Genomic DNA, 20,210 nt, shown 5'->3' on the forward strand with positions numbered 1-20,210 from the left:
TGAAATGACAGTAAAGGCATTACCTTCTAGATGATCTAAGTACTTTCAACCGGCCTTAAAGGCTTACCTATACCGCTTTGCATACTATGTAACTGATGGTAATACCCTTGTTGTTTAATCAAGGCATCATGGTTACCACTCTCTACGATACGACCTTTATCCATCACGATAATGCGATCACATTGACGTACCGTACTAAGGCGGTGCGCAATGATAAATACCGTACGGTTTTTACAGATTGAAGCCATGTTGTGCTGGATTATCCGTTCGGATTCATAATCCAGCGCACTGGTCGCTTCATCAAAAATAAGGATACGAGGATTAGTAATCAATGCTCGAGCTATTGCTATACGCTGGCGTTGACCACCCGACAAATTGCAGCCATGCTCACCTACAGAGTTATCGTAGCCTTCTGGTAGCTCTAAGATAAACTCATGCGCCCCCGCCAACTTAGCCGCTTGCACCACGGCCTCCATTGGCAGCCCCGGGTTAGCTAAGGCAATGTTTTCACGCACACTGCGGTTAAACAGGAAGTTCTCTTGCAGAACTACACCGATATTACGACGCAGCCATGCGGTATCGACCATTGCTAGATCTACACCATCAATCATCACACGACCGCCTTCTGGCACATACATACGTTGTATGAGCTTAGTAAGGGTACTTTTACCTGATCCAGAACGGCCGACAATACCTATCACCTCGCCCGGTTTAACCTGTAGCGAGATATCATTCAGTATACGCGGCCCATCTGGACGGTAACGGAAGTTTATATGCTCGAAATTCACCTTACCTTGTAGTTGTGGCAATGTGCTGCGGTTAGGGTTATACCCCGGCTCCGTTGGTGTATTGAGAATATCACCCAAGCGTTTGACTGAAATACCCGCTTGCTGGAAATCCTGCCAAAGCTGAACAAGCTTAAGAATCGGACCAGAAACACGCCCAGCAATCATATTAAAGGCCACAAGCTGACCAACGGTAAGGTGACCATCAATTACCAAATGTGCACCGTACCAAATAATCAACACCGTAGTGACCTTACTGATAAAACCAGCAATCTGGTTAGCGATGTTATTGAGGTTTTGGGTACGGAAGGAAGCGGTGACATATTTAGACAGCTGATCTTCCCACTTACGCTGCATTTGCGGCTCAACCGACATCGCTTTAAGCGTTTCCACACCGGTAACAGACTCAACCAGAAATGCCTGATTTTCTGCGCCATGCTTAAATTTTTCATCCAAACGGTGGCGTAGTATCGGCGTGATAAAAATAGAAAGTGCTATATAAAATGGAATCGTCAGCAGAACAATAATGGTTAAGGTAGGACTGTAAAACCACATCACCGCAAAAAACACGATGGTGAAAAACAGATCGATCACCAGTGTTAACGCAGTACCGGTAATAAAGTTACGGATAGTATCCAGTTCACGCACACGCGCCACACTTTGACCGACCTGTCGTGATTCAAAGTAGGACAGCGGCAAAGAGACAAGATGGTTAAATAACCGCGCTCCAAGTTCTACATCCACTCGGTTCGTAGTATGAGCAAATACGTAATTACGTAAACCACCCAAAATCGCGTCAAATATAGCAATGGCGACAAATCCAAAGGCCAATACATCAAGCGTGGTAAAGCCTCTATGCACTAGGACTTTATCCATTACCACCTGAAATAAGAGCGGTGTTGCTAGCGCAAACAACTGTAGGAAGAAGGAGATTACAAAAACTTCTGCAAAGAACTTTTTATATTTTAATAACGCCGGTATGAACCACTTAATATCAAACTCTTTAAAACTGGTAAGCAGGCCTTCCCGCTTACTAATCAGAATCACTTCTCCGTTCCAGATCTCATTGAGCTCATCCTCAGTCAATGAATCCGGTTGGTTTTTATCTGCAAACAAGACCAGCGCTTTGCCCTGCCCCAATTGAGATTGATCGCCGTCAGGCTGATCGACCTCATTACCACTTAACTCGGAGGCTTGCGCAACTTTGGCTAAAACAAAATACTGGCCATCTTTACCTTGCAAGATAGCAGGTAAAACAGCGTTATTGAGTTTATTAAATGTGAGTTGGGACTGACGGGTTTTAAACCCTAAAGATTTTGCAGCACGGAGAATTTCAGTACTGCTAAAGTGTTCGCCGGGTACAGCAAATTGATGCTGAATCTGAGGCTCTTCAGCGGGTAACTGGTGAAAACGTGCAATGGTAATTAGCGAACGTAGACCTGTGTCTACTACAGACTCTGCCTGTGTTTCCATACTGGCGACAACTTATCCTTGTTGATTTATATCAACAAGGATAAGCAATCACCAAAATAATTACAACTTTTGATTTGACAGATCCAACCTTAGGGACTACCGATTTATACACCCACCCAAAACGCACGCAATAAAAAAACCCGCTTTCGCGGGTTTCTAATTTACTTATTCAGCTCTGCCGAGAAATCGAGCATTCGCTGTAGAGGCTTACGCGCATCGACGATTAAGGATTCATCGACATGAATCTCATCTTGCCCTGTTTCTAGTGCGTGAAGCACGCTCTCTAGACCGTTCATCGCCATCCAAGGGCAGTGGGCACAGCTTCGGCAAGTTGCACCAGAACCACCGGTAGGCGCTTCGATAAACTGCTTACCAGGCGCTGCTTGCTGCATTTTGTAGAAGATCGCTTTATCCGTCGCAACGATAAACTGCTCATTTGGCAGATCACGTGCAGCATTGATAATTTGCGTAGTAGAGCCGACCGCATCCGCAATCTCTACGACCGAATCTGGTGATTCTGGGTGAACCAGTACCGCAGCATCTGGGTAAACCTTTTTAAGATCTAGAATACCCTGCGCTTTAAACTCTTCGTGTACGATACAAGCGCCATCCCACATCAGCATCTCAATACCTGTTTGACGCTGTACGTAAGTGCCTAGGTGCTTATCTGGCGCCCAGATAATCTTTTTACCTTGATCCGCCAAGTGCTCAACAACTTGTAGTGCAATACTGGAAGTCACCACCCAATCGGCACGCGCTTTTACTGCGGCAGAAGTATTAGCATAAACAACCACTTCGTGGTCCGGATGAGCATCACAAAATGCGGAGAATTCTTCGATTGGACAACCAATATCAAGAGAACAAGTCGCTTCAATTGTTGGCATAATTACGCGCTTTTCAGGCGTAAGGATCTTAGCCGTTTCGCCCATAAATTTAACACCAGCAACAACCAACGTGCTAGCAGAATGAGCATTACCAAAACGCGCCATCTCTAAAGAGTCAGATACACAGCCACCCGTTTCATCAGCTAACTGCTGCAAAACTGCTGAGGTGTAATAATGCGCTACCAGACAAGCATCTTTCTCTTTAAGCAGTTTTTTGATCTTCTGCTTATACTCTTCAACTTGCTCTATGGTCATATCTAGAGGCAAGTGTTCTTTAGCGAAGTGCTCCTGCACGAGGATGCGATCTGAAATATCCTGTTGGCTCAACATGTGACGTAATACTCATAAGTTGTACTGATCGACTACCTGCTCACCTAGGTAGCTTTATTACCTGAGGATCACCCAGATAAAAATTAGGGGACGTAGTATAACATAGAGATACTAGTAGCTAGAAGTTACTTACTGGCTGATAAAAAGTGATAACTAGAATGCAACAAGTGAGTTGCTAAACGCAACGCTAAGTCTTTTTCTACAAGCGAAGCGATCTCTAGCAGCGCAGCTGCGTCCTCTAGCCACAAAGTGGCGTCCTAAACGGCGAAGCCGTGCTGATCTTCAGACATAAAAAAACCAGCTCGAAGGCTGAAGTTTTTAAGTGGTGGGTCGTATAGGATTACTTTGCCCTTCGGGCCAGCGTCGCAAGCTCCGCTGTTTTCTACAGGCTTCGCCTTCCGAATCGAACCTTTAACGGTTCTCATCCTATACAACGAGTATCTTTTAGGCATAAAAAAACCAGCACATAGGCTGGAGATTTTAAGTGGTGGGTCGTATAGGATTCGAACCTATGACCAATTGGTTAAAAGCCAACTGCTCTACCGACTGAGCTAACGACCCACACAGAGGACGCGTATTTTACGTATCCTTAATGCAAAAGCAAGGCTTTTTTATTGATATCGGGTTGGATCTTCCAAGCCAGCATCAACAAAGCCTTTTGCACGTAAACGACAACTGTCACACGCACCACACGCCTGGCCTTCATCGTCTGCTTGGTAGCAAGAAACCGTTAAACCGTAATCAACACCCAGACGAGTACCCTCTTGGATGATCTCTTCTTTGGTCAGGTCGATTAGTGGTGTTTCAATCTTGATTGGATCACCGCTAACACCACGCTTAGTCGCAAGATTAGCCATGGTTTCGAAGGCAGCGATATATTCTGGGCGGCAATCAGGGTAACCAGAGTAATCGACTGCGTTTACACCAATAAAGATCGCATCAGCTTCTAGCACTTCTGCCCAACCTAACGCCAAGGACATGAAAACCGTATTTCGTGCCGGAACGTAGGTCACCGGAATTTCGTCGGTTTCCTCTTCAGGAACATCGATACTGTGGTCTGTTAGTGCTGAGCCACCAAAGTCTTCTAAGTGAAGACGAATAACACGGTGCTCGGCCGTATTCAGTTGCTTGGCAATTTTCTTAGCCGCGTTTAACTCAGTTAAAGAGCGCTGACCGTAATCAAAGCTCAATACATAACAGCTGTAGCCGCGTTCAGCAGCCATTGCCAGCGCTGTTGCCGAATCCAGACCACCAGACAGCAACACCACTGCTTTTTTTGAAGCAGAAGAATTCATGTGTATTCCAAAGATTGATTAGAGCTGACGCTTAAACTCTTTAGCTAAGCGAACTGCATCAGAATCAGGGTATTTATTGATTACCAGATCAAGGTATTCAGTTGCCTTAGCCATGTCACCTAACTGATTGTAGATGATACCAAGCTTATACGCTGCATCCGGTGCTTTAGGGTTATCCGGGAACTGGGTTAACACCTGCACGAATGATTCACGCGCTTGTTCAGGCTTTTGCTCAGCTAAATGAATCTCACCCAACCAGTAATAAGCATTAGGTAGACGTACACTTTGCGGGTAATCCTTCACAAAAGCAGAGAATGCTTCAGCAGCTTTTGGGAAGTTTCTTAGCTTAACCAGACCAAAGGCTTCTCGGTAGGCCTGTGCATCACCCGCTGATGGCGCTAGAGGCGCTACATCTGCTGGCACTTGCGGTCTAGATACCGACGAATCGCCCTCTAACACAGGCGCGTTATCAGCACCTAACTGACCAGTTGTAGCTGGCGGTGTTAAAGCAGGATCTCTTAAAGCGGTGATACGACCATCTAGATCACGATAGCGTTCTAGCTGCTGGCGTTCCATCTGCTTTAGACGGTAATCTTGCTGCTCTACTTGACCACGTAGAGAACGCACTTCGTCCTGCAACTGCTGGACAATAAGTATCAGTTCACTGTTTTTAGAAGCCGAGTGAGCATTGTAGGAAGGTTGTTGAACATTGGCAGGCGAATCGCCAACACCCAACTCAATAACGGGTACTTCTTCTGCTACAACATTAGCGCTGATCGCCAGCGCTAATGCAGTAGAAAGAACGGTAGAGTTCGAAGTCATAAATTAACGAGATACGTACTTCAGTTCCACACGACGGTTCTGGCTCCAGCTAGATTCGCTGTGGCCCAAATTCGCTGGCTTTTCTTCACCAAAGCTAACAGTTTCGATCTGAGAAGCAGATGCACCGTTAACCTGCATAAAACGAGAAACCGCCTTAGCACGACGCTCGCCTAATGCGATGTTGTACTCACGAGTACCACGCTCATCGGCATGACCTTCCAGCACAACCTGAACTGATGGATTAGCAGCAAGGTAAGCTGCATGCTTCTCTAGATCAGCAAAGCCGCCTGCTTTAACTACTGATTTATCGAAATCGAAGTAGAAAACAGTTTGTAGGTTAGCAACAGAATCCATAGAAGAGCCGGAAACTGAACCCTGATTAACACCTTGTGTAGTGCCTGTATCAGTACCTGTAGTTGCGCCACCTTCAGTAGATGAACCACCTGTAGAACAACCTGCTACCCATGCTACGGATAGCGCTAGTGCAGCTGCTTTAGTTACGTTGGAAGCTCGCATTGATCACTCCTGTATATTTGCTGGTCTTCCCAGCAAGCAAAATATTATTGAATGCCGCCATGTCCAAATCTGAACATAAGTTAATGTCTATAAACTTTTATTGCAAGTAGGGGCTCCATGCTGGTTCCCTAACGTCACCACTACTTGCCGGTAAAATGAAGCGCACACCACCATCTAAGGTAACGCCGCCCAAGACCCCTCTTACACCTTTTTGCGTAGCATACAGAATAATGCTGCCATTAGGCGCAATGGTTGGGGACTCATCTAAAAATGTATCGGTCAGGATATCTAAACGACCCGTTTTAAGATCCTGAACTGCAATTCTGAATACGTTATCTACGCCACGGTGAACCATCGCCAAGAAACGACCATCCTGAGTCAAACGACCACGGGAGTTATAGTTACCTTCATAAGTTACACGCTCTAACTGACGTGTTGGCAGATGAATACGATAGATCTGCGGCTGACCACCACGGTCAGAGGTAAAGATAAGTGACTGACCATCAGGCGACCAAGAAGGTTCCGTATCGATGCCATAATGGTGAGTAATTCGTGCCAGGCTACGAGAACGCAGGTCTAGAACATAAACCTCAGGGTTACCATCTTTAGATAACACTATCGCAAGTTTATTACCGTCAGGTGACCAAGCAGGCGCACCATTCAAGCCTCGGAACGACTGAACCTTTTCACGCTTACCTGTTGCTAAATACTGAATGTAGATAGCAGGCTTACCGGATTCAAAAGACACATACGCCAATTTAGACGCATCACGAGACCAAGCCGGAGACATTAGCGGCTCGCTCTGTTCACGAATGGTAATTGGACGCGCACCATCGGAATCAGCCATCTTCAAACGATAGCGACCTTTACCACCACCAAACTGCTGAGCTGTTACGTAAACGATACGAGTTGAGAATGCACCGCGAACACCGGTTAGCTTTTCGTACACCATATCCGAGATATAGTGAGCAATATCACGCATATTCGCTTGGTTACCTGATACACGCTCCGCAAGTAGCTGCTGCTCTTTCAGTACATCGTACAACTCAAACTCTACTTTTAGCTCTTTACCCTCTGATGGCAACTGACGTCCAATTAATAGAAACTCAGTTTTGCTCACGCGCCAATCGCGGAAGTAAACCTGATCACGTTTGTTTGGAAAGCTCAGCATATTGCGGCGATCCATCATCGAGAACAGACCGGTACGGCCTAAGTCATCAGATACAATCTGCGCAATATCTTCTGGCAGAGCGAAACTACCATCCCAAGAAAACGGCACTACAGCAACCGGCGTTGGCTCATCAATACCTTGGGTAATTTCGATAGCCAAATCACCTTCAGCGATTACGGAAACCGAAAACAACAGCGCAAATGTAGCTAATACTCGCTGTAAAACTCTGTTCATTTAGTTCTCCTTAAACACATAGCCGCCATACCAATTTAAAACAGGCTTAATTCCGTAGATCTTCAGGACGGAAACGCAATACACGCTTACGGAAATAGCGATCAAACACAATCGAATCCATCTCCTGAAGTTTTTCAAATACTTGTACACGCTCAATCGCACGTAAAGCATCGTTATCGAAGCGAGCATCACCACTCGATTTACTTACATACAGATCATTCACACGACCTGATGGCAAGAAATGTACGGTAATTTCTACAACCATACCATTTCGTGCAGTCGGTGATCGACGCCAGTTACGGGTAATCTGTGAAACTATATACGCTTCATAACTCATCGCAGCAGCACGCTGTTCTTCAGCTTGCAGAGCCGCCTCTTCAGCCTGTAACGCCTGCATTAGTGCTTCGTTACGTGCTTTTTCTTCTGCTTGTTTTTTCGCTGCAGCTTCAGCGTTTCTTTTCTTCTCTTCGGCCGCTTTTTTCTCAGCGTCTTTACGTTTCTTTTCGTCGGCTTTACGCTTTTTTTCAGCTGCGGCTTTCTTTAAACGATCTTGCTCAGCTTTCTTTTTAGCTGCTTCTTTTTTACGTTTTTCGTCAGCTTTACGCTTCTTTTCAGCCTCAGCTTTCTTTTTCTCTAGCTGTTTTTTCTTTTCAGCTTCTTTCTTAGCTTTTTCCTGCCTACGCTTTTCGTCCGCTTTACGCTTCTTATCTTCTTCAGCTTTGCGGATTTGATCCGCCTTCTGCTTGGCCTTAGCTTCAGAGGCTTTTTTACGCTGAGCAGATAGCGTGGTCAGGTCGACAATCTGCGCCTGAACATGACGAGGGACTTTACGCTCCTCCTCTTTGTGCTCAAACCAGCTCTGTGCCAACAAAACCACAACAAATATATGAAGTATGACAGCAAGGACTGTAGGAAGAAGATAACTACCCGGTCGCAAAATCAACCCCTACTCCGTCACCAAGCCTACGCTCGGCGCGCCTGCTTTCTGTAGCAAAACCATCAACTGCACAACCGAATCGTAATTTACATTACGATCACCGCGTACCAGCAGCATTTTCTTGGGGTTACTTGCTAAAATTTTAGCCACACGATCCTGAACAACATCAGCCGTAACCGCTTCTTTAGGGTCACCACCAATATCGATAAAGTATTCACCTTCTGAATTAACCGTCACGATAACCGGTTCATTATCTTCGTCATCGACAGGCTCCGCCGCTGCTTTAGGCAGATCAACATTAACGCCTTGCGTCAGCATGGGTGCCGTCACCATAAAGATCACCAAGAGCACCATCATGACATCAATGTAAGGCACTACATTGATATCAGCGTTTAACTTACGTTTTTTCTTATGCCGTCTGATCATCGATCACACCCGCTTAGTTGGATGCGTGCATACGACGATGCAAGATAGAAGAGAATTCGTCAGCAAAGGTTTCGTAGTTACCTAACAGATACTCAACCTGCGCAGAGTAGCGGTTATAAGCAATTACGGCTGGAATCGCAGCAAATAGACCAATCGCTGTAGCGATCAAGGCTTCAGCGATACCAGGTGCTACAGCGGACAATGTTGCTTGATGAACATTCGCCAAACCACGGAAGGAGTTCATAATCCCCCATACGGTACCAAAAAGGCCGATATAAGGGCTGGTAGAACCTACTGTTGCAAGGAATGGCAGGTGCTTTTCTAGCTTATCTTCTTCCCGTGCTAGGGCTACACGCATACTACGCTGTACACCGTCCATTACTGAATCGGGATCATAACCCGCTTGCTGAGTTAGACGCGTATATTCTTTGATACCAGCACGAAAGATATTCTCGGCACCACAGTCAGAATTTGGTTCGTGATTAATTTCACGGAAAAGTTGGCCAAGATCGACACCAGACCAGAAGCGATCTTCAAAGTTACGAAGTGATTTACGCGCACTACCTAACACCGATTGGCGTTGAAAGATCATCACCCAAGAAAGTACTGACGCTAATAAAAGCATTAACATTACTAGTTGAACCACGATACTTGCGTCGGCAACCAGACTCCAGATCGACATTTTTTCGACCACAGCACTTCCCTCTAAAAATTTGGTACAGGATATAATTTACCGGCTTTGTGATTCGTCAAAAACCAATAAGTTCCATCCATTTAATAGATAAAAAAATGAAGGCACAACAATAACAGTCATGGCGATTAATACAAGGAAAAACCAGCGTTTGAATTAGCTGTTTGTAAGGGTGTTGCCAGCCATCAGATTAGATAGCTGGCGAATAGATCTAGGCGATTTTCTTTAACGCAGATTCGTGAATAGATTGGCAGCGAATACAGCGTGATGCAGTAGGATTAGCCTTAAGACGTGTAAGCTCAATCTCTTCACCACAGTTGATGCATTCTCCAAAACTACCCTCTTCAATACGCTTAAGCGCAGCTTGGCATTCAGCTATTTCATCATGGTGACGTTGGAGCGCTTCAAACTGCCGTTCCAATTCAACAGTATGCTCGACTTCTTCACCAATATCTCGCACTTCGGACACAGAAGTGGATGAGATTTGATCTCGCAACTCCTCTTCGAGCTCGGCTTTCAGCTGAATAAGTAAACGATTAAGCTCAAGTCGGAATGCAGTAATCTCTGCATTACGAAGTATGGCCGTCATATTGTTACCTGTTATTTTTTTCAGTTATTTGGCAGGCATATTAGACGGCTTTTCTTCTGTCGTATCTTGATTGATGTCAGATTAACCAACAAATCCTATTTTTTATAGGGTTTATTGATCCAGATCGTATTTTAAGCCTCTTCGGGCTTGGCGATTCCGAAGTGCTGGTAAGCATGATCAGTTACAACACGACCACGCGGCGTGCGCATCACAAACCCTTGCTGAATTAGATAAGGCTCTAGCACATCTTCAATGGTGTCACGCTCCTCACTAATTGCAGCAGCAAGGCTTTCTACACCGACAGGACCGCCACCAAATTTTTCAATCATAGTCAGCAACATACGACGATCGAGATGATCGAAGCCATGGTGATCGACGTTCAACATATTCAGTGCACGATCGGCGATATCGCTATCAATTACACCATCACCTTTTACTTCTGCGTAATCACGGGCACGGCGTAACAAACGGTTAGCAATACGCGGCGTACCGCGAGAGCGTTTTGCCACTTCGCACGCACCTTGCGTATCGATTTTAGTACCCGAAAGATCAGCTGATCGAGCAACGATACTGGTCAGATCTTCAACGTTATAAAACTCTAAGCGCTGCACAATACCGAAACGATCACGCAACGGAGAGGTCAGCAAACCTGCGCGTGTTGTCGCACCTACTAATGTAAATGGAGGTAGCTCTAACTTGATAGAACGTGCTGCAGGGCCTTCACCAATCATAATATCCAGCTGGTAATCTTCCATTGCTGGATAGAGCACCTCTTCAACATTCGGGCTTAGACGGTGAATTTCATCGATAAAAAGAACGTCATTTGGCTCAAGATTGGTCAACAACGCAGCAAGGTCCCCTGCTTTTTCAAGCACCGGGCCAGAAGTAGTTTTGATCTCCGAGCCCATTTCATTGGCAATGATGTTCGCTAAAGTTGTTTTACCCAAACCTGGCGGGCCAAATATCAAAGTATGATCTAACGCCTCATTACGCATCTTTGCCGCTTGGATGAAGATCTCCATCTGCTCACGAACAACAGGCTGGCCAACGTAATCCTCCAACGCTTTAGGGCGGATAGCGCGATCATGCGCTTCTTCTACTGGGTTACTTAAAGGCGAGATAAAACGATCAGCTTCAATCATAATTTTTTACTCTATTAACCAACCATGGAGCGTAAAGCAACGCGAATAAGATCTTCACAGCTCGCACCAGAACCAAGCGATTTATGCGCCTGCTCAATCGACTTAGTTGCCTGAACCGGCTTATAGCCCAACGCAACCAATGCACTTTCAGCTTCAGCGCGGTTATCACTAACCGTTTCGAATGACGCCATATCGGGGCCATCTGCTGCCGACAACTGAAACTCATCCGAAGATTCCAACCCAAGCGCTTTAATCTTGTCTTTCATCTCTACAATTAAGCGTTCAGCTGTCTTCTTACCAACACCCGGCAACTTAATCAAAGACGCGGTATCACCATCATTTACGCAACGCACGAACTCAGTTGTAGAAATACCGGACAGGATAGTGATCGCCAATTTCGGCCCAACACCATTAGCCTTAATCAAGGTTCTAAAAAGCGAACGCTCTTGCTTATCGATAAAGCCATAAAGTAACTGCGCATCCTCTCGTACAACAAAGTGAGTAAAGAGGGTCACCTGTAATCCAACTTCAGGTAGTCGATAAAATGTGTTCATAGAAGCTTCCACTTCGTAGCCCACACCATTTACATCAATCACTAACTGTGGAGGCTGCTTTTCTAACAACTCACCTTTTAATCGACCAATCACTTACTTTTTATCCTTATCCAATTTTTCGAGCTTATGACCTGCCACAATAAATTCAGGCAACCTGAGATCTGCGAACATCGCAGCCATACGCAATACAAAGATGATTACCATAGAGATCAGCGCGACTGGCTGCCCAGGAATATACGACTGAAACACCACAAAAAATACCGAGCCTGCTAATGCACAGGTCGCATACAGCTCACCATCTCGCTGTAAAATCAGCGGTATCTGCCCAGTTAAAAGATCTCGGATCATACCACCAGCACAACCGGTGATAACGGCCATCATTACAACAATAATCGGTGGCAAACCAAGACCTAAGGCTTTTTCGGCACCTAACACGGCAAACAACGCCAGCCCCATAGCATCCAACACTAACAAAGTGCGTCGAGGGTACTGAATATATCGACAAACAAAGAAAGCAACGACCGCAGATATAATTGCAGTCCATAAATAAGAGGTATCAGCCACCCACACAACAGGATGAATATCTAAGGTAATATCGCGAATCGTGCCGCCACCTAAAGCCGTCACTATCGCTAAAACAACCACTCCTAGAATATCCAACTGCTTACCTTGAGCTGCTAATGCCCCTGCAGTTGCAAATACTGCAACTCCAATTAGATCAGCTATATAGATAAAATCAGCGTAAGACATCTCATTCATGAGGTTTATTGACGCCTCCAACTGGCATTGCGACTAGACATAGAACCTGCTGTTTTAATTAAGCTATTACGAGTATGCGCATGACAGAGTGCAATTGCGAGTGCATCGGCAGCATCCGCTTGCGGTAAACCTGGTAATTTTAGAATATGCGCCACCATATGCTGAACTTGTGATTTATCAGCCGAGCCTTTACCTACGACCGACTGTTTAACTTTACGAGCAGCATATTCGTATACCGGCAACTCAGCATTAGTGCCTGCAACAATAGCGACACCACGCGCCTGACCAAGCTTAAGTGCAGAGTCGGCATTACGCGCCATAAACACCTGCTCAATAGCGAACTCTTGCGGACAATAGCGCTCGATCACTTCCGATACCCCCGTATACACCTGCTGTAATCGCTCTGGTAATTCATCACCTTTAATACGAATACAGCCACTGGCAACATACTCATTTTTATTGCCAACGCAGTTAATTACACCGTAACCGGTGATTCGGGATCCTGGGTCTATTCCTAATATCAGCATCAAACTCATTTACTGGTTATTTATACAGGCAAGCATACAGGACTAGTCTTGGTTTACAAAGTGATTTTGAAGCAAACAACACAGAAGAAATAGAGACGTCGACCAGCCATAATACTTTACGAATCAGCCCTCCATTGCTTCTTCTGGAATAATCGCGTTGTGGTATACATTCTGGGAGTCATCCAGATCATCCAATACATCGATTAGCTTCAGTACTTTTCGCGCCGTATCCACATCAAGCTCAACGGCTGTTGACGGAATCATCGCCACTTCAGCATGCACAGGCTCAAGACCTGCATCTACGAGAGCCTGTTTAACATCGAGAAAGTCATGCCAATCAGTGAATACATCTATCAAGCCGTCGTCGTTGGCAACAACATCATCCGCACCCGCTTCTAGCGCTGCATCCATGATGGTTTCTTCATCTATTTCTACAAAGGTGATCTGGCCTTTTTTATTGAACAGATAGGCAACTGAACCACTCGTACCAAGATTACCGTTGTACTTATTAAATGCAGCACGCACTGCCGCCACAGTCCGATTAACGTTATCTGTCATACACTCAACTAGGATGGCCACACCGTTAGAACCATAACCCTCGTAGGTTAACTCGTCGTAATGCTCACCTTCACCGCCACCAGCACCACGGTGAATTGCCTTATCGATAGTGTCGCGCTTCATATTAGCGCCAAGAGCTTTATCAACCGCTGCGCGCAGCCGCGGATTATCGTCTGGGTTACCACCACCTTCTTTTGCTGCAACCACCAGCTCTCGAATGAGCTTGGTAAAAATCTTTCCGCGCTTTGCGTCCTGTGCCGCTTTACGGTGTTTGATATTGGCCCATTTAGAGTGACCTGCCATAACCCCTACTCCCTTTCGTTATTATTTTTTATCCAATATAAACAAAAAAAGCCGCCCGAAGGCAGCTTTTTAGTTTTAACCGATCCCTAGCTTGAACTAGGACAACGCGATGCTATTAAGGTGTTTTACGTAGCTTAATGTTCAATTCGCGTAGTTGTGCAGCACTTACTTCACCTGGCGCTTCAGTCATCATACAAGATGCACTTTGCGTTTTAGGGAAAGCAATTACTTCACGGATAGAGTCAGTGCCAGTCATCAGCATGATCAAACGATCAAGACCAAACGCCAAACCACCGTGCGGAGGCGCACCGTACTGCAATGCGTTTAGTAGGAAGCCAAACTTGTCGTCAGCTTCTTCATCAGAGATACCTAGAATCTCCAGTACTGTTGCTTGCATCGCCTGATCGTGAATACGAACAGAACCACCACCAAGCTCACAGCCATTAAGTACCATGTCGTATGCACGAGATAGCGCTTCTAGCGGATTCGCTTTAAGCTCTTCTGGAGAGCAGCTTGGCGCAGTGAATGGGTGATGAAGCGCTGTTAGGCCGCCATCTGTTTCTTCGAACATTGGGAAATCAACAACCCATAGAGGTGCCCACTCACACTGAGCCATCTCAAGATCTTCACCCACTTTGATACGTAGAGCACCAAGCGCTTCAGAAACCACCTTAGCTTTGTCAGCACCGAAGAATACGATGTCACCATTTTCAACGCCTAGACGATCCATGATCGACATAGTCACTTCATCACCTAGGAACTTGATAATTGGAGACTGTAGGCCGTTAACGCCGTTTTCAATTTCGTTAACCTTGATCCAAGCAAGACCTTTAGCACCGTAGATGCTTACGTACTTAGTGTAATCATCAATATTCTTACGAGTCAGCTTAGCGCCACTAGGTACTTTAAGTGCAGTTACGCGGCACTTAGGATCGTTTGCTGGGCCTGCGAATACTTTAAATTCGATATCCGCCATTAGGTCAGCAACGTCAACCAATTCCATTGGGTAACGAAGATCTGGCTTATCAGAACCGTAACGCTGCATCGCTTCTGAGTAAGGCATGCGTGGGAAATCACCCAAATCCACACCTTTCAGCTCAAGGAACAGCTTGCGGATCATAGTTTCAGTCAGACCCATGATACCTTCTTCGTCCATGAACGAAGTTTCGATATCGATCTGAGTGAATTCAGGCTGTCGGTCAGCACGCAAATCTTCATCACGGAAGCATTTAGCGATCTGGTAGTAACGGTCGAAACCAGACACCATCAACAACTGTTTAAATAGCTGTGGAGACTGCGGCAGCGCGAAGAACTGACCATCATGAACACGGCTTGGCACTAGGTAGTCACGGGCACCTTCAGGTGTAGCACGGTTTAGAATCGGCGTTTCGATATCTAGGAAACCATTATCATCTAGGTAGTTACGGATCGCGTTAGATACTTTAGAACGGAAACGTAGCTTTTCCTGCATTTCTGGACGACGTAGATCGATGTAACGATTACGTAGACGCACATCTTCACCAACGTTTTGGTGCTCATCCAACTGGAACGGAGGTGTTTCAGACTTGTTTAGGATAACAAGCTCTTTACCTAGAACTTCGATCTCACCTGTTGGCATTTCAGAGTTGATCGTGCCTTCTGGACGACCACGAACAGTACCTTTGATCTCAACTACGAATTCATTACGGCAGCTATCTGCTAGCGCGAAGCTCTCTTCACGATCTGGATCAAATACAACCTGTGCTAGACCTTCACGGTCACGCACGTCTAGGAAGATAACACCACCGTGGTCACGACGACGATGAACCCAACCACAAAGGGTAATGTCTTCGCCGATATGCTCTTTTCTGAGATCGCCGCAATAATGACTGCGCATAATTTACTGTTCCTGTTAACTGTCTCGGTTTGGTTTTCACCAAACGGTCAATGAATTAATACTTTATCTATCCGGAGTTAGCTGTCTGTACCTGACGAAGCACCGGAACCACCTGCAAGATTTTTCTTCTTGCCGGTTTTAAAATCTGTCTCGTACCAGCCGGAACCAGAAAGGCGAAAACCCGGAGCCGATACTTTTTTGGTCACTTCCTCACTTGCGCAGGAAACACATGCAGGCGCAGGCGCATCACTTTTAAGAACAAGTTTTTCAAACTCGTGACCACAGCTGTCACACTGAAAATCAAAGATTGGCATTGGAAATAAACCCGATCGAAACTTCCTAAACGCAGGAAGCGTATTTTAAAAACGGCGGATTATACCTTATTTAAGCAGAGGGAACAGGCCCCAAATGGGATTGAGGCCCTAAAGATTTAAAATACAGGTGACTAATTTTCAATGAAGCTAAATGAAGCTTATTCTTCCGGTACAAATTCCAGCTCACCAGACATTAACGCTTCTAGTTTTCGTCTAATTTCATGAATCTGTTCAGCTGTATACGGCTCCGCTGGCACCTTACCCCAAACAGGCCCAGGCCAAGCCTTATCAGTCTCATAACGAACGATATGATGAAGGTGTAATTGCGGCACTATATTCCCCAAAGACGCTACATTCATTTTTCTAGCAGCAAAACTATCTGCCAAGTTAGATGCCAAGAAAGATGATTCCTTGATTAACTCGCATTGCTCATCATCAGAAAGATGATAGATTTCTGTTGCACCTGCACGCCTTGGCACCAAAATAAACCAAGGATAATTAGCATCGTTTAACAGTAAGAGCCGACTAATCGGAAAATCCCCTAACACTATACAATCAGCGGCTAACTGCGGGTGAAGTTCAAACTCAAGCTCTAATTCGTCCATTACAATACTCCTATCATCTTCTCTAGGGGCCTTATACAAAACAATGGCTTTGACACTGACATCCTTCTCGATTCAAATAGATAACGCGTCGCCCCAACACTATTTAGCTTAGCAACACAAAACCGAAGCCGCGATATGTTAGAAATAAAAATTTGCCATAAAATCAGTGAAATAGGCCCAGACACTTGGAACAACCTCCTTCCCTCTGATTACCCTTTTTGCCGATACGAATTCCTCCACGCACTTGAGGAATCAGGCAGCGTAAGTGCGAAAACAGGCTGGCAGCCCCTTCACATCCAACTTCAAGATAACGGTATAACTGTAGCCATAGTGCCGCTCTATCTTAAGAATCATTCCTACGGTGAATATGTATTTGATTGGGCTTGGGCAGAAGCTTACGAACGTTATGGCATGGACTATTACCCAAAACTCGTATCATCAATCCCATTCTCTCCTGTGGGTGGTCCGAGGTTATTAACAAAACAACCTATAGAGCCTTTATTTGAAAGTTTGAGCCAAGCCATTCCACAGCTATGCCAACATTTCAAAGCTAACTCTTGGCACCTACTCTTCCCATCAAAGAAGGAAGCGGACTCGCTGGATAGCGCAAACTACATGATCCGTAAGGGCTGTCAGTACCAGTGGTTTAATCAAGACTACTCGACCTACGATGACTTTCTGCAAAACCTAACGTCTCGTAAGCGTAAAAACCTAAATAAAGAGCGCAAAAAGATCGATGAGCAAGGCATCACTCATCGCCAAATTCAGGGCAAAGATATAACCGATAACGAGATTGACACTTTTTATGATTTTTACCGCCTAACCTATCTTAAACGCGGACGCGAAGCCTATCTCAGTAAATCGTTTTTCACCCAATTAAAACAGACCATGCCTGAAAACCTCTTACTCGTTTTAGCTTACAAAGACGAAACACCGGTTGCAGGCGCACTGTCACTACAAGATTCCACCACCTTATACGGGCGATACTGGGGTTGTTTTGATGAATACGACAGTCTTCATTTCGAAACCTGCTACTACCAAGGTATTGAGTATTGTATTAGTCTGGGGTTAAAGCGATTTGATTCTGGCGCTCAGGGAGAGCATAAAATACAGCGAGGATTCACCCCTGTACCGACGTATTCGGTCCACTGGCTTAAGGAGGTTGGATTCAATAAAGCAGTACAGCAGTTTATTGATGAAGAGACCTCCGCGATTGATGAACAGATCGAGCAACTGCAAAAGTATTTACCCTACAAAGCGCTATAATGTAGAAAGGAGTTAAACAACAAGACAAGGAGTCATGTGATGAATATGCCAACTATTCGTCCCCTACCTATAAAAACCAAAAACGAATCCCTTATTATTCGAATCCTACGTTGGATATTTGCTGTACGAAAATGGGTATTAACTGAAGACTGGACCTACACGATGCGTGACGGCACCAAGATAGTGATACCTAAAGGCTTCGAATTTGATGGTGCATCCATTCCCCGCCCTCTTTGGGCCATACTCTCACCCACTGGCCTTTTATTCCTACCGGGCTTAATTCATGACTACGCCTACAAATATGACCAACTCATCGGGATAGATGAAAACGGTAAACGCTATGCCTACAAAGCAGGTGCTGGCAAATCCCATTGGGATCGAGTATTTCGTGAAACCGGGATTGATATCAATGGCGTTGCAATAATCGACACACTCGCCTGGTTAGCCCTTGCCTTAGGCGGCTGGTATACCTGGAGACAACACCGCAAAACCAATGCTCAACCCGTTATCGAGCAAGTCGCAAAATAATCCCTATTGGAAACAATCAAACATTCATAGCGCATATAAGCAGTTGCGCTCTTTCTAACTTTTAAGAGCCCAATCTATGAATATCATGGAAGATACTCTCTATAAGAAAATTCAAACCCAAGCCAACTGGTTTGCCAAACATGCTGCTAGGCATAAAAAGATGAACCACACGCTTTGGTTTATCTCCTCATTCACATCGGTCGCGATTGCGATCTGCGCCAATTTCTCTTTCGAAATACTCAACCTTTCTTCTGCCAAGCTCACAGCCCTTTTAGCGATATTCCTACCTGTCATTACCGGATACACGCTTTTAAGGGGCCCAGAAAACTTGTGGATCATGGAGATAGAAATAAGAAATCGCTTATTAGACCTGAAAAGCAAAATGGAACTCACAGCTGAATGCGAAGGAGCTTTTGATCGCACAGAATTTGAAGAGGAATATTTTGCAGTTTTGAAGGATGCAAACAGCAAATGGCAGGAGATAAAAAGCAAATAAAACAGACAAGACTAATTTATATTAACCGTTTATTCAGAAATATCGTGTAGACTGCTACAATTTATAGAAACCTAATTTCTACGGGCCTTGTAGCGTTAAGTAGTAACTATGAGCGAACACCTTCACATCAAACAAGCGTTTGAATTATCCGCAAAGTTTCTAGCGCATAAATCTTATAATTCGCTGACCCATGCAGTTCTTCACTACTTCTGTTCTCTAGAAGGCGTAGAGGATGCGGTATCGTATGAAATTTTCGGTGATGCTAAGTCCGATACCGGCCTTTCCATCAGACGCTTTCCAATTACCTTAGATGAATCATTTGAAGATCGGCATAGCGATCTCATGCTCAAAACGCTGCCAAAAAGTAAAGGCGGTGTAGCATGCATGAAGTTCAAAGGTGAAGACTATATATTCTTAGACATTACTAAAGATGTTATTCCTCGACGTATCATTTTGATCACGGGCAAAGTATCTGAAACGGATATGGTTTTGATCGAAGGTGTCTTCAGCATCTATGAAAAGCAGGTTGCATTATTAGATGCAAAAGAGCGCGATATGTTAACAGGCTTACCTAACCGACAAACCATGGAATTAAGCCTTAACGAGGTCGTAGCGTTTCACCGCGGCCATAAGAACAACCACATAAACTCATCCTGGATGGTTGTTCTCGATATTGACCACTTCAAAAATATTAATGATACCTTCGGCCATCTCTATGGAGATGAAGTTCTGCTTCACTTTGCCGAACTAATGAAGAAAACCTTCCGTTATACCGATTTTCTGTTCCGTTATGGCGGCGAAGAGTTTGTCGTCATACTGAACAATGCCGATCAAGATCAAGCTCTACAAATACTCGAACGCTTCCACAAAGCAGTTCAGGATTACACATTCCCATCAGGCAAACTAACTGTAAGTGTTGGCTATACAGAGATTGACCCGGTTACACCTCCAATGCTGCACTTTGAGCAAGCCGACCGAGCGCTATACCACGCAAAAAACAACGGCCGAAACCTCATTGTACACTTCAACGAAGTTAGCTCTCGAATTGAAGTACCCGATGATGACGTAGAGCTTTTCTAAAACACTCATCAAAAACAAAAAGAGCAGCTTATAAGCTGCTCTTTTTCGT

The 20,210-nt window shown here is 45.1% G+C and carries 22 protein-coding genes, 1 tRNA gene and 1 other RNA gene; 4 read left to right on the top strand and 20 right to left on the bottom strand.

From position 1 onward, the window contains the following. Positions 1 to 35 precede the first annotated feature (35 nt). The 20 genes from ACMXYS_RS09785 to ACMXYS_RS09880 form a co-directional block, all read right to left on the bottom strand. Positions 36 to 2,258, bottom strand: a complete 2,223-nt coding sequence (locus ACMXYS_RS09785; protein ID WP_415896382.1) for a type I secretion system permease/ATPase — start codon at positions 2,256 to 2,258, stop codon at positions 36 to 38. Positions 2,259 to 2,419: 161 nt separating this feature from the next. Then, on the bottom strand, positions 2,420 to 3,472 hold the full coding sequence (nadA, locus tag ACMXYS_RS09790) for a quinolinate synthase NadA (RefSeq protein WP_415884271.1): 1,053 nt from the start codon (positions 3,470 to 3,472) through the stop codon (positions 2,420 to 2,422). Positions 3,473 to 3,795: 323 nt separating this feature from the next. Continuing rightward, a non-coding RNA gene (locus ACMXYS_RS09795) (RtT sRNA) lies at positions 3,796 to 3,918 on the bottom strand. 39 nt (positions 3,919 to 3,957) lie between these two features. Further along, positions 3,958 to 4,033: transfer RNA gene (locus ACMXYS_RS09800), tRNA-Lys, on the bottom strand. A 50-nt stretch (positions 4,034 to 4,083) separates the two neighbouring features. Beyond that, the gene (gene queC / locus ACMXYS_RS09805) at positions 4,084 to 4,767 is read right to left on the bottom strand and encodes a 7-cyano-7-deazaguanine synthase QueC (RefSeq protein WP_415891024.1); all 684 of its coding nucleotides are present in this window, start codon (positions 4,765 to 4,767) and stop codon (positions 4,084 to 4,086) included. 18 nt (positions 4,768 to 4,785) lie between these two features. Next, entirely contained in the window at positions 4,786 to 5,589 is an 804-nt protein-coding gene (ybgF, locus tag ACMXYS_RS09810; RefSeq protein WP_415896383.1) for a tol-pal system protein YbgF, read from the bottom strand. Positions 5,590 to 5,592: 3 nt separating this feature from the next. Then, positions 5,593 to 6,105: a peptidoglycan-associated lipoprotein Pal gene (gene pal / locus ACMXYS_RS09815; protein ID WP_415896384.1), complete on the bottom strand. Its 513-nt coding sequence runs from the start codon at positions 6,103 to 6,105 to the stop codon at positions 5,593 to 5,595. Positions 6,106 to 6,202: 97 nt separating this feature from the next. Next, a complete protein-coding gene (gene tolB / locus ACMXYS_RS09820) occupies positions 6,203 to 7,510 on the bottom strand; it encodes a Tol-Pal system beta propeller repeat protein TolB (protein ID WP_415896385.1) in 1,308 nt (435 codons plus the stop codon). 46 nt (positions 7,511 to 7,556) lie between these two features. After that, positions 7,557 to 8,453: a cell envelope integrity protein TolA gene (gene tolA, locus ACMXYS_RS09825; protein WP_415896386.1), complete on the bottom strand. Its 897-nt coding sequence runs from the start codon at positions 8,451 to 8,453 to the stop codon at positions 7,557 to 7,559. Between the two features lie 3 nt (positions 8,454 to 8,456). Further along, positions 8,457 to 8,873 (bottom strand): protein TolR, encoded by a 417-nt coding sequence (tolR, locus tag ACMXYS_RS09830; RefSeq protein WP_415896387.1) that lies wholly within the window; start codon positions 8,871 to 8,873, stop codon positions 8,457 to 8,459. A gap of 13 nt (positions 8,874 to 8,886) precedes the next feature. Continuing rightward, positions 8,887 to 9,555, bottom strand: coding sequence for a protein TolQ (gene tolQ / locus ACMXYS_RS09835; protein ID WP_415891016.1), 669 nt, complete (start codon positions 9,553 to 9,555; stop codon positions 8,887 to 8,889). Between the two features lie 220 nt (positions 9,556 to 9,775). Further along, positions 9,776 to 10,153 (bottom strand): TraR/DksA family transcriptional regulator, encoded by a 378-nt coding sequence (locus tag ACMXYS_RS09840; protein ID WP_415896388.1) that lies wholly within the window; start codon positions 10,151 to 10,153, stop codon positions 9,776 to 9,778. 131 nt (positions 10,154 to 10,284) lie between these two features. Then, positions 10,285 to 11,295 carry a Holliday junction branch migration DNA helicase RuvB gene (ruvB, locus tag ACMXYS_RS09845; RefSeq protein ID WP_415896389.1) on the bottom strand — a complete coding sequence of 337 codons (1,011 nt, stop codon included), beginning with the start codon at positions 11,293 to 11,295 and terminating at the stop codon, positions 10,285 to 10,287. A gap of 14 nt (positions 11,296 to 11,309) precedes the next feature. Next, complete coding sequence (gene ruvA, locus ACMXYS_RS09850) at positions 11,310 to 11,942, bottom strand: Holliday junction branch migration protein RuvA (RefSeq protein ID WP_415884261.1); 633 nt, start codon at positions 11,940 to 11,942, stop codon at positions 11,310 to 11,312. Beyond that, complete coding sequence (locus tag ACMXYS_RS09855; RefSeq protein ID WP_415896390.1) at positions 11,943 to 12,608, bottom strand: trimeric intracellular cation channel family protein; 666 nt, start codon at positions 12,606 to 12,608, stop codon at positions 11,943 to 11,945. Positions 12,609 to 12,613: 5 nt separating this feature from the next. Then, positions 12,614 to 13,135, bottom strand: coding sequence for a crossover junction endodeoxyribonuclease RuvC (ruvC, locus tag ACMXYS_RS09860; RefSeq protein ID WP_415896391.1), 522 nt, complete (start codon positions 13,133 to 13,135; stop codon positions 12,614 to 12,616). Between the two features lie 123 nt (positions 13,136 to 13,258). Beyond that, entirely contained in the window at positions 13,259 to 13,996 is a 738-nt protein-coding gene (locus ACMXYS_RS09865) for a YebC/PmpR family DNA-binding transcriptional regulator (RefSeq protein ID WP_415896392.1), read from the bottom strand. A gap of 115 nt (positions 13,997 to 14,111) precedes the next feature. Continuing rightward, positions 14,112 to 15,872, bottom strand: coding sequence for an aspartate--tRNA ligase (gene aspS, locus ACMXYS_RS09870; RefSeq protein WP_415896393.1), 1,761 nt, complete (start codon positions 15,870 to 15,872; stop codon positions 14,112 to 14,114). Positions 15,873 to 15,949: 77 nt separating this feature from the next. Beyond that, on the bottom strand, positions 15,950 to 16,186 hold the full coding sequence (locus ACMXYS_RS09875) for an FmdB family zinc ribbon protein (protein WP_415891008.1): 237 nt from the start codon (positions 16,184 to 16,186) through the stop codon (positions 15,950 to 15,952). A 158-nt stretch (positions 16,187 to 16,344) separates the two neighbouring features. Continuing rightward, the gene (locus tag ACMXYS_RS09880) at positions 16,345 to 16,791 is read right to left on the bottom strand and encodes an HIT domain-containing protein (RefSeq protein ID WP_415887815.1); all 447 of its coding nucleotides are present in this window, start codon (positions 16,789 to 16,791) and stop codon (positions 16,345 to 16,347) included. A 135-nt stretch (positions 16,792 to 16,926) separates the two neighbouring features. Here ACMXYS_RS09880 and ACMXYS_RS09885 point away from each other — a divergent pair, with 135 nt between their 5' ends. The 4 genes from ACMXYS_RS09885 (at position 16,927) to ACMXYS_RS09900 (ending at position 20,161) form a co-directional block, all read left to right on the top strand. After that, positions 16,927 to 18,057, top strand: coding sequence for a GNAT family N-acetyltransferase (locus ACMXYS_RS09885; RefSeq protein ID WP_415896394.1), 1,131 nt, complete (start codon positions 16,927 to 16,929; stop codon positions 18,055 to 18,057). 39 nt (positions 18,058 to 18,096) lie between these two features. After that, entirely contained in the window at positions 18,097 to 18,585 is a 489-nt protein-coding gene (locus ACMXYS_RS09890) for a DUF1353 domain-containing protein (RefSeq protein ID WP_415896395.1), read from the top strand. Positions 18,586 to 18,661: 76 nt separating this feature from the next. Next, on the top strand, positions 18,662 to 19,081 hold the full coding sequence (locus tag ACMXYS_RS09895) for a hypothetical protein (RefSeq protein ID WP_415896396.1): 420 nt from the start codon (positions 18,662 to 18,664) through the stop codon (positions 19,079 to 19,081). A gap of 108 nt (positions 19,082 to 19,189) precedes the next feature. Then, a complete protein-coding gene (locus tag ACMXYS_RS09900) occupies positions 19,190 to 20,161 on the top strand; it encodes a GGDEF domain-containing protein (protein ID WP_415884251.1) in 972 nt (323 codons plus the stop codon). Positions 20,162 to 20,210: the final 49 nt, after the last annotated feature.

The organism is Neptuniibacter sp. QD57_21, assembly GCF_047778075.1.
Lineage (GTDB): Bacteria > Pseudomonadota > Gammaproteobacteria > Pseudomonadales > Balneatricaceae > Neptuniibacter.

Excerpts from the sequence above, each read along its gene's own strand:
- ACMXYS_RS09785 (WP_415896382.1), bottom strand. The coding sequence starts at position 2,258 with ATGGAAACACAGGCAGAGTCTGTAGTAGACACAGGTCTACGTTCGCTA.
- nadA (WP_415884271.1), bottom strand. The coding sequence starts at position 3,472 with ATGTTGAGCCAACAGGATATTTCAGATCGCATCCTCGTGCAGGAGCAC.
- queC (WP_415891024.1), bottom strand. The coding sequence starts at position 4,767 with ATGAATTCTTCTGCTTCAAAAAAAGCAGTGGTGTTGCTGTCTGGTGGT.
- ybgF (WP_415896383.1), bottom strand. The coding sequence starts at position 5,589 with ATGACTTCGAACTCTACCGTTCTTTCTACTGCATTAGCGCTGGCGATC.
- pal (WP_415896384.1), bottom strand. The coding sequence starts at position 6,105 with ATGCGAGCTTCCAACGTAACTAAAGCAGCTGCACTAGCGCTATCCGTA.
- tolB (WP_415896385.1), bottom strand. The coding sequence starts at position 7,510 with ATGAACAGAGTTTTACAGCGAGTATTAGCTACATTTGCGCTGTTGTTT.
- tolR (WP_415896387.1), bottom strand. The coding sequence starts at position 8,873 with ATGATCAGACGGCATAAGAAAAAACGTAAGTTAAACGCTGATATCAAT.
- tolQ (WP_415891016.1), bottom strand. The coding sequence starts at position 9,555 with ATGTCGATCTGGAGTCTGGTTGCCGACGCAAGTATCGTGGTTCAACTA.
- ACMXYS_RS09840 (WP_415896388.1), bottom strand. The coding sequence starts at position 10,153 with ATGACGGCCATACTTCGTAATGCAGAGATTACTGCATTCCGACTTGAG.
- ruvB (WP_415896389.1), bottom strand. The coding sequence starts at position 11,295 with ATGATTGAAGCTGATCGTTTTATCTCGCCTTTAAGTAACCCAGTAGAA.
- ACMXYS_RS09855 (WP_415896390.1), bottom strand. The coding sequence starts at position 12,608 with ATGAATGAGATGTCTTACGCTGATTTTATCTATATAGCTGATCTAATT.
- ruvC (WP_415896391.1), bottom strand. The coding sequence starts at position 13,135 with ATGCTGATATTAGGAATAGACCCAGGATCCCGAATCACCGGTTACGGT.
- ACMXYS_RS09865 (WP_415896392.1), bottom strand. The coding sequence starts at position 13,996 with ATGGCAGGTCACTCTAAATGGGCCAATATCAAACACCGTAAAGCGGCA.
- aspS (WP_415896393.1), bottom strand. The coding sequence starts at position 15,872 with ATGCGCAGTCATTATTGCGGCGATCTCAGAAAAGAGCATATCGGCGAA.
- ACMXYS_RS09875 (WP_415891008.1), bottom strand. The coding sequence starts at position 16,186 with ATGCCAATCTTTGATTTTCAGTGTGACAGCTGTGGTCACGAGTTTGAA.
- ACMXYS_RS09880 (WP_415887815.1), bottom strand. The coding sequence starts at position 16,791 with ATGGACGAATTAGAGCTTGAGTTTGAACTTCACCCGCAGTTAGCCGCT.
- ACMXYS_RS09885 (WP_415896394.1), top strand. The coding sequence starts at position 16,927 with ATGTTAGAAATAAAAATTTGCCATAAAATCAGTGAAATAGGCCCAGAC.
- ACMXYS_RS09890 (WP_415896395.1), top strand. The coding sequence starts at position 18,097 with ATGAATATGCCAACTATTCGTCCCCTACCTATAAAAACCAAAAACGAA.
- ACMXYS_RS09895 (WP_415896396.1), top strand. The coding sequence starts at position 18,662 with ATGAATATCATGGAAGATACTCTCTATAAGAAAATTCAAACCCAAGCC.
- ACMXYS_RS09900 (WP_415884251.1), top strand. The coding sequence starts at position 19,190 with ATGAGCGAACACCTTCACATCAAACAAGCGTTTGAATTATCCGCAAAG.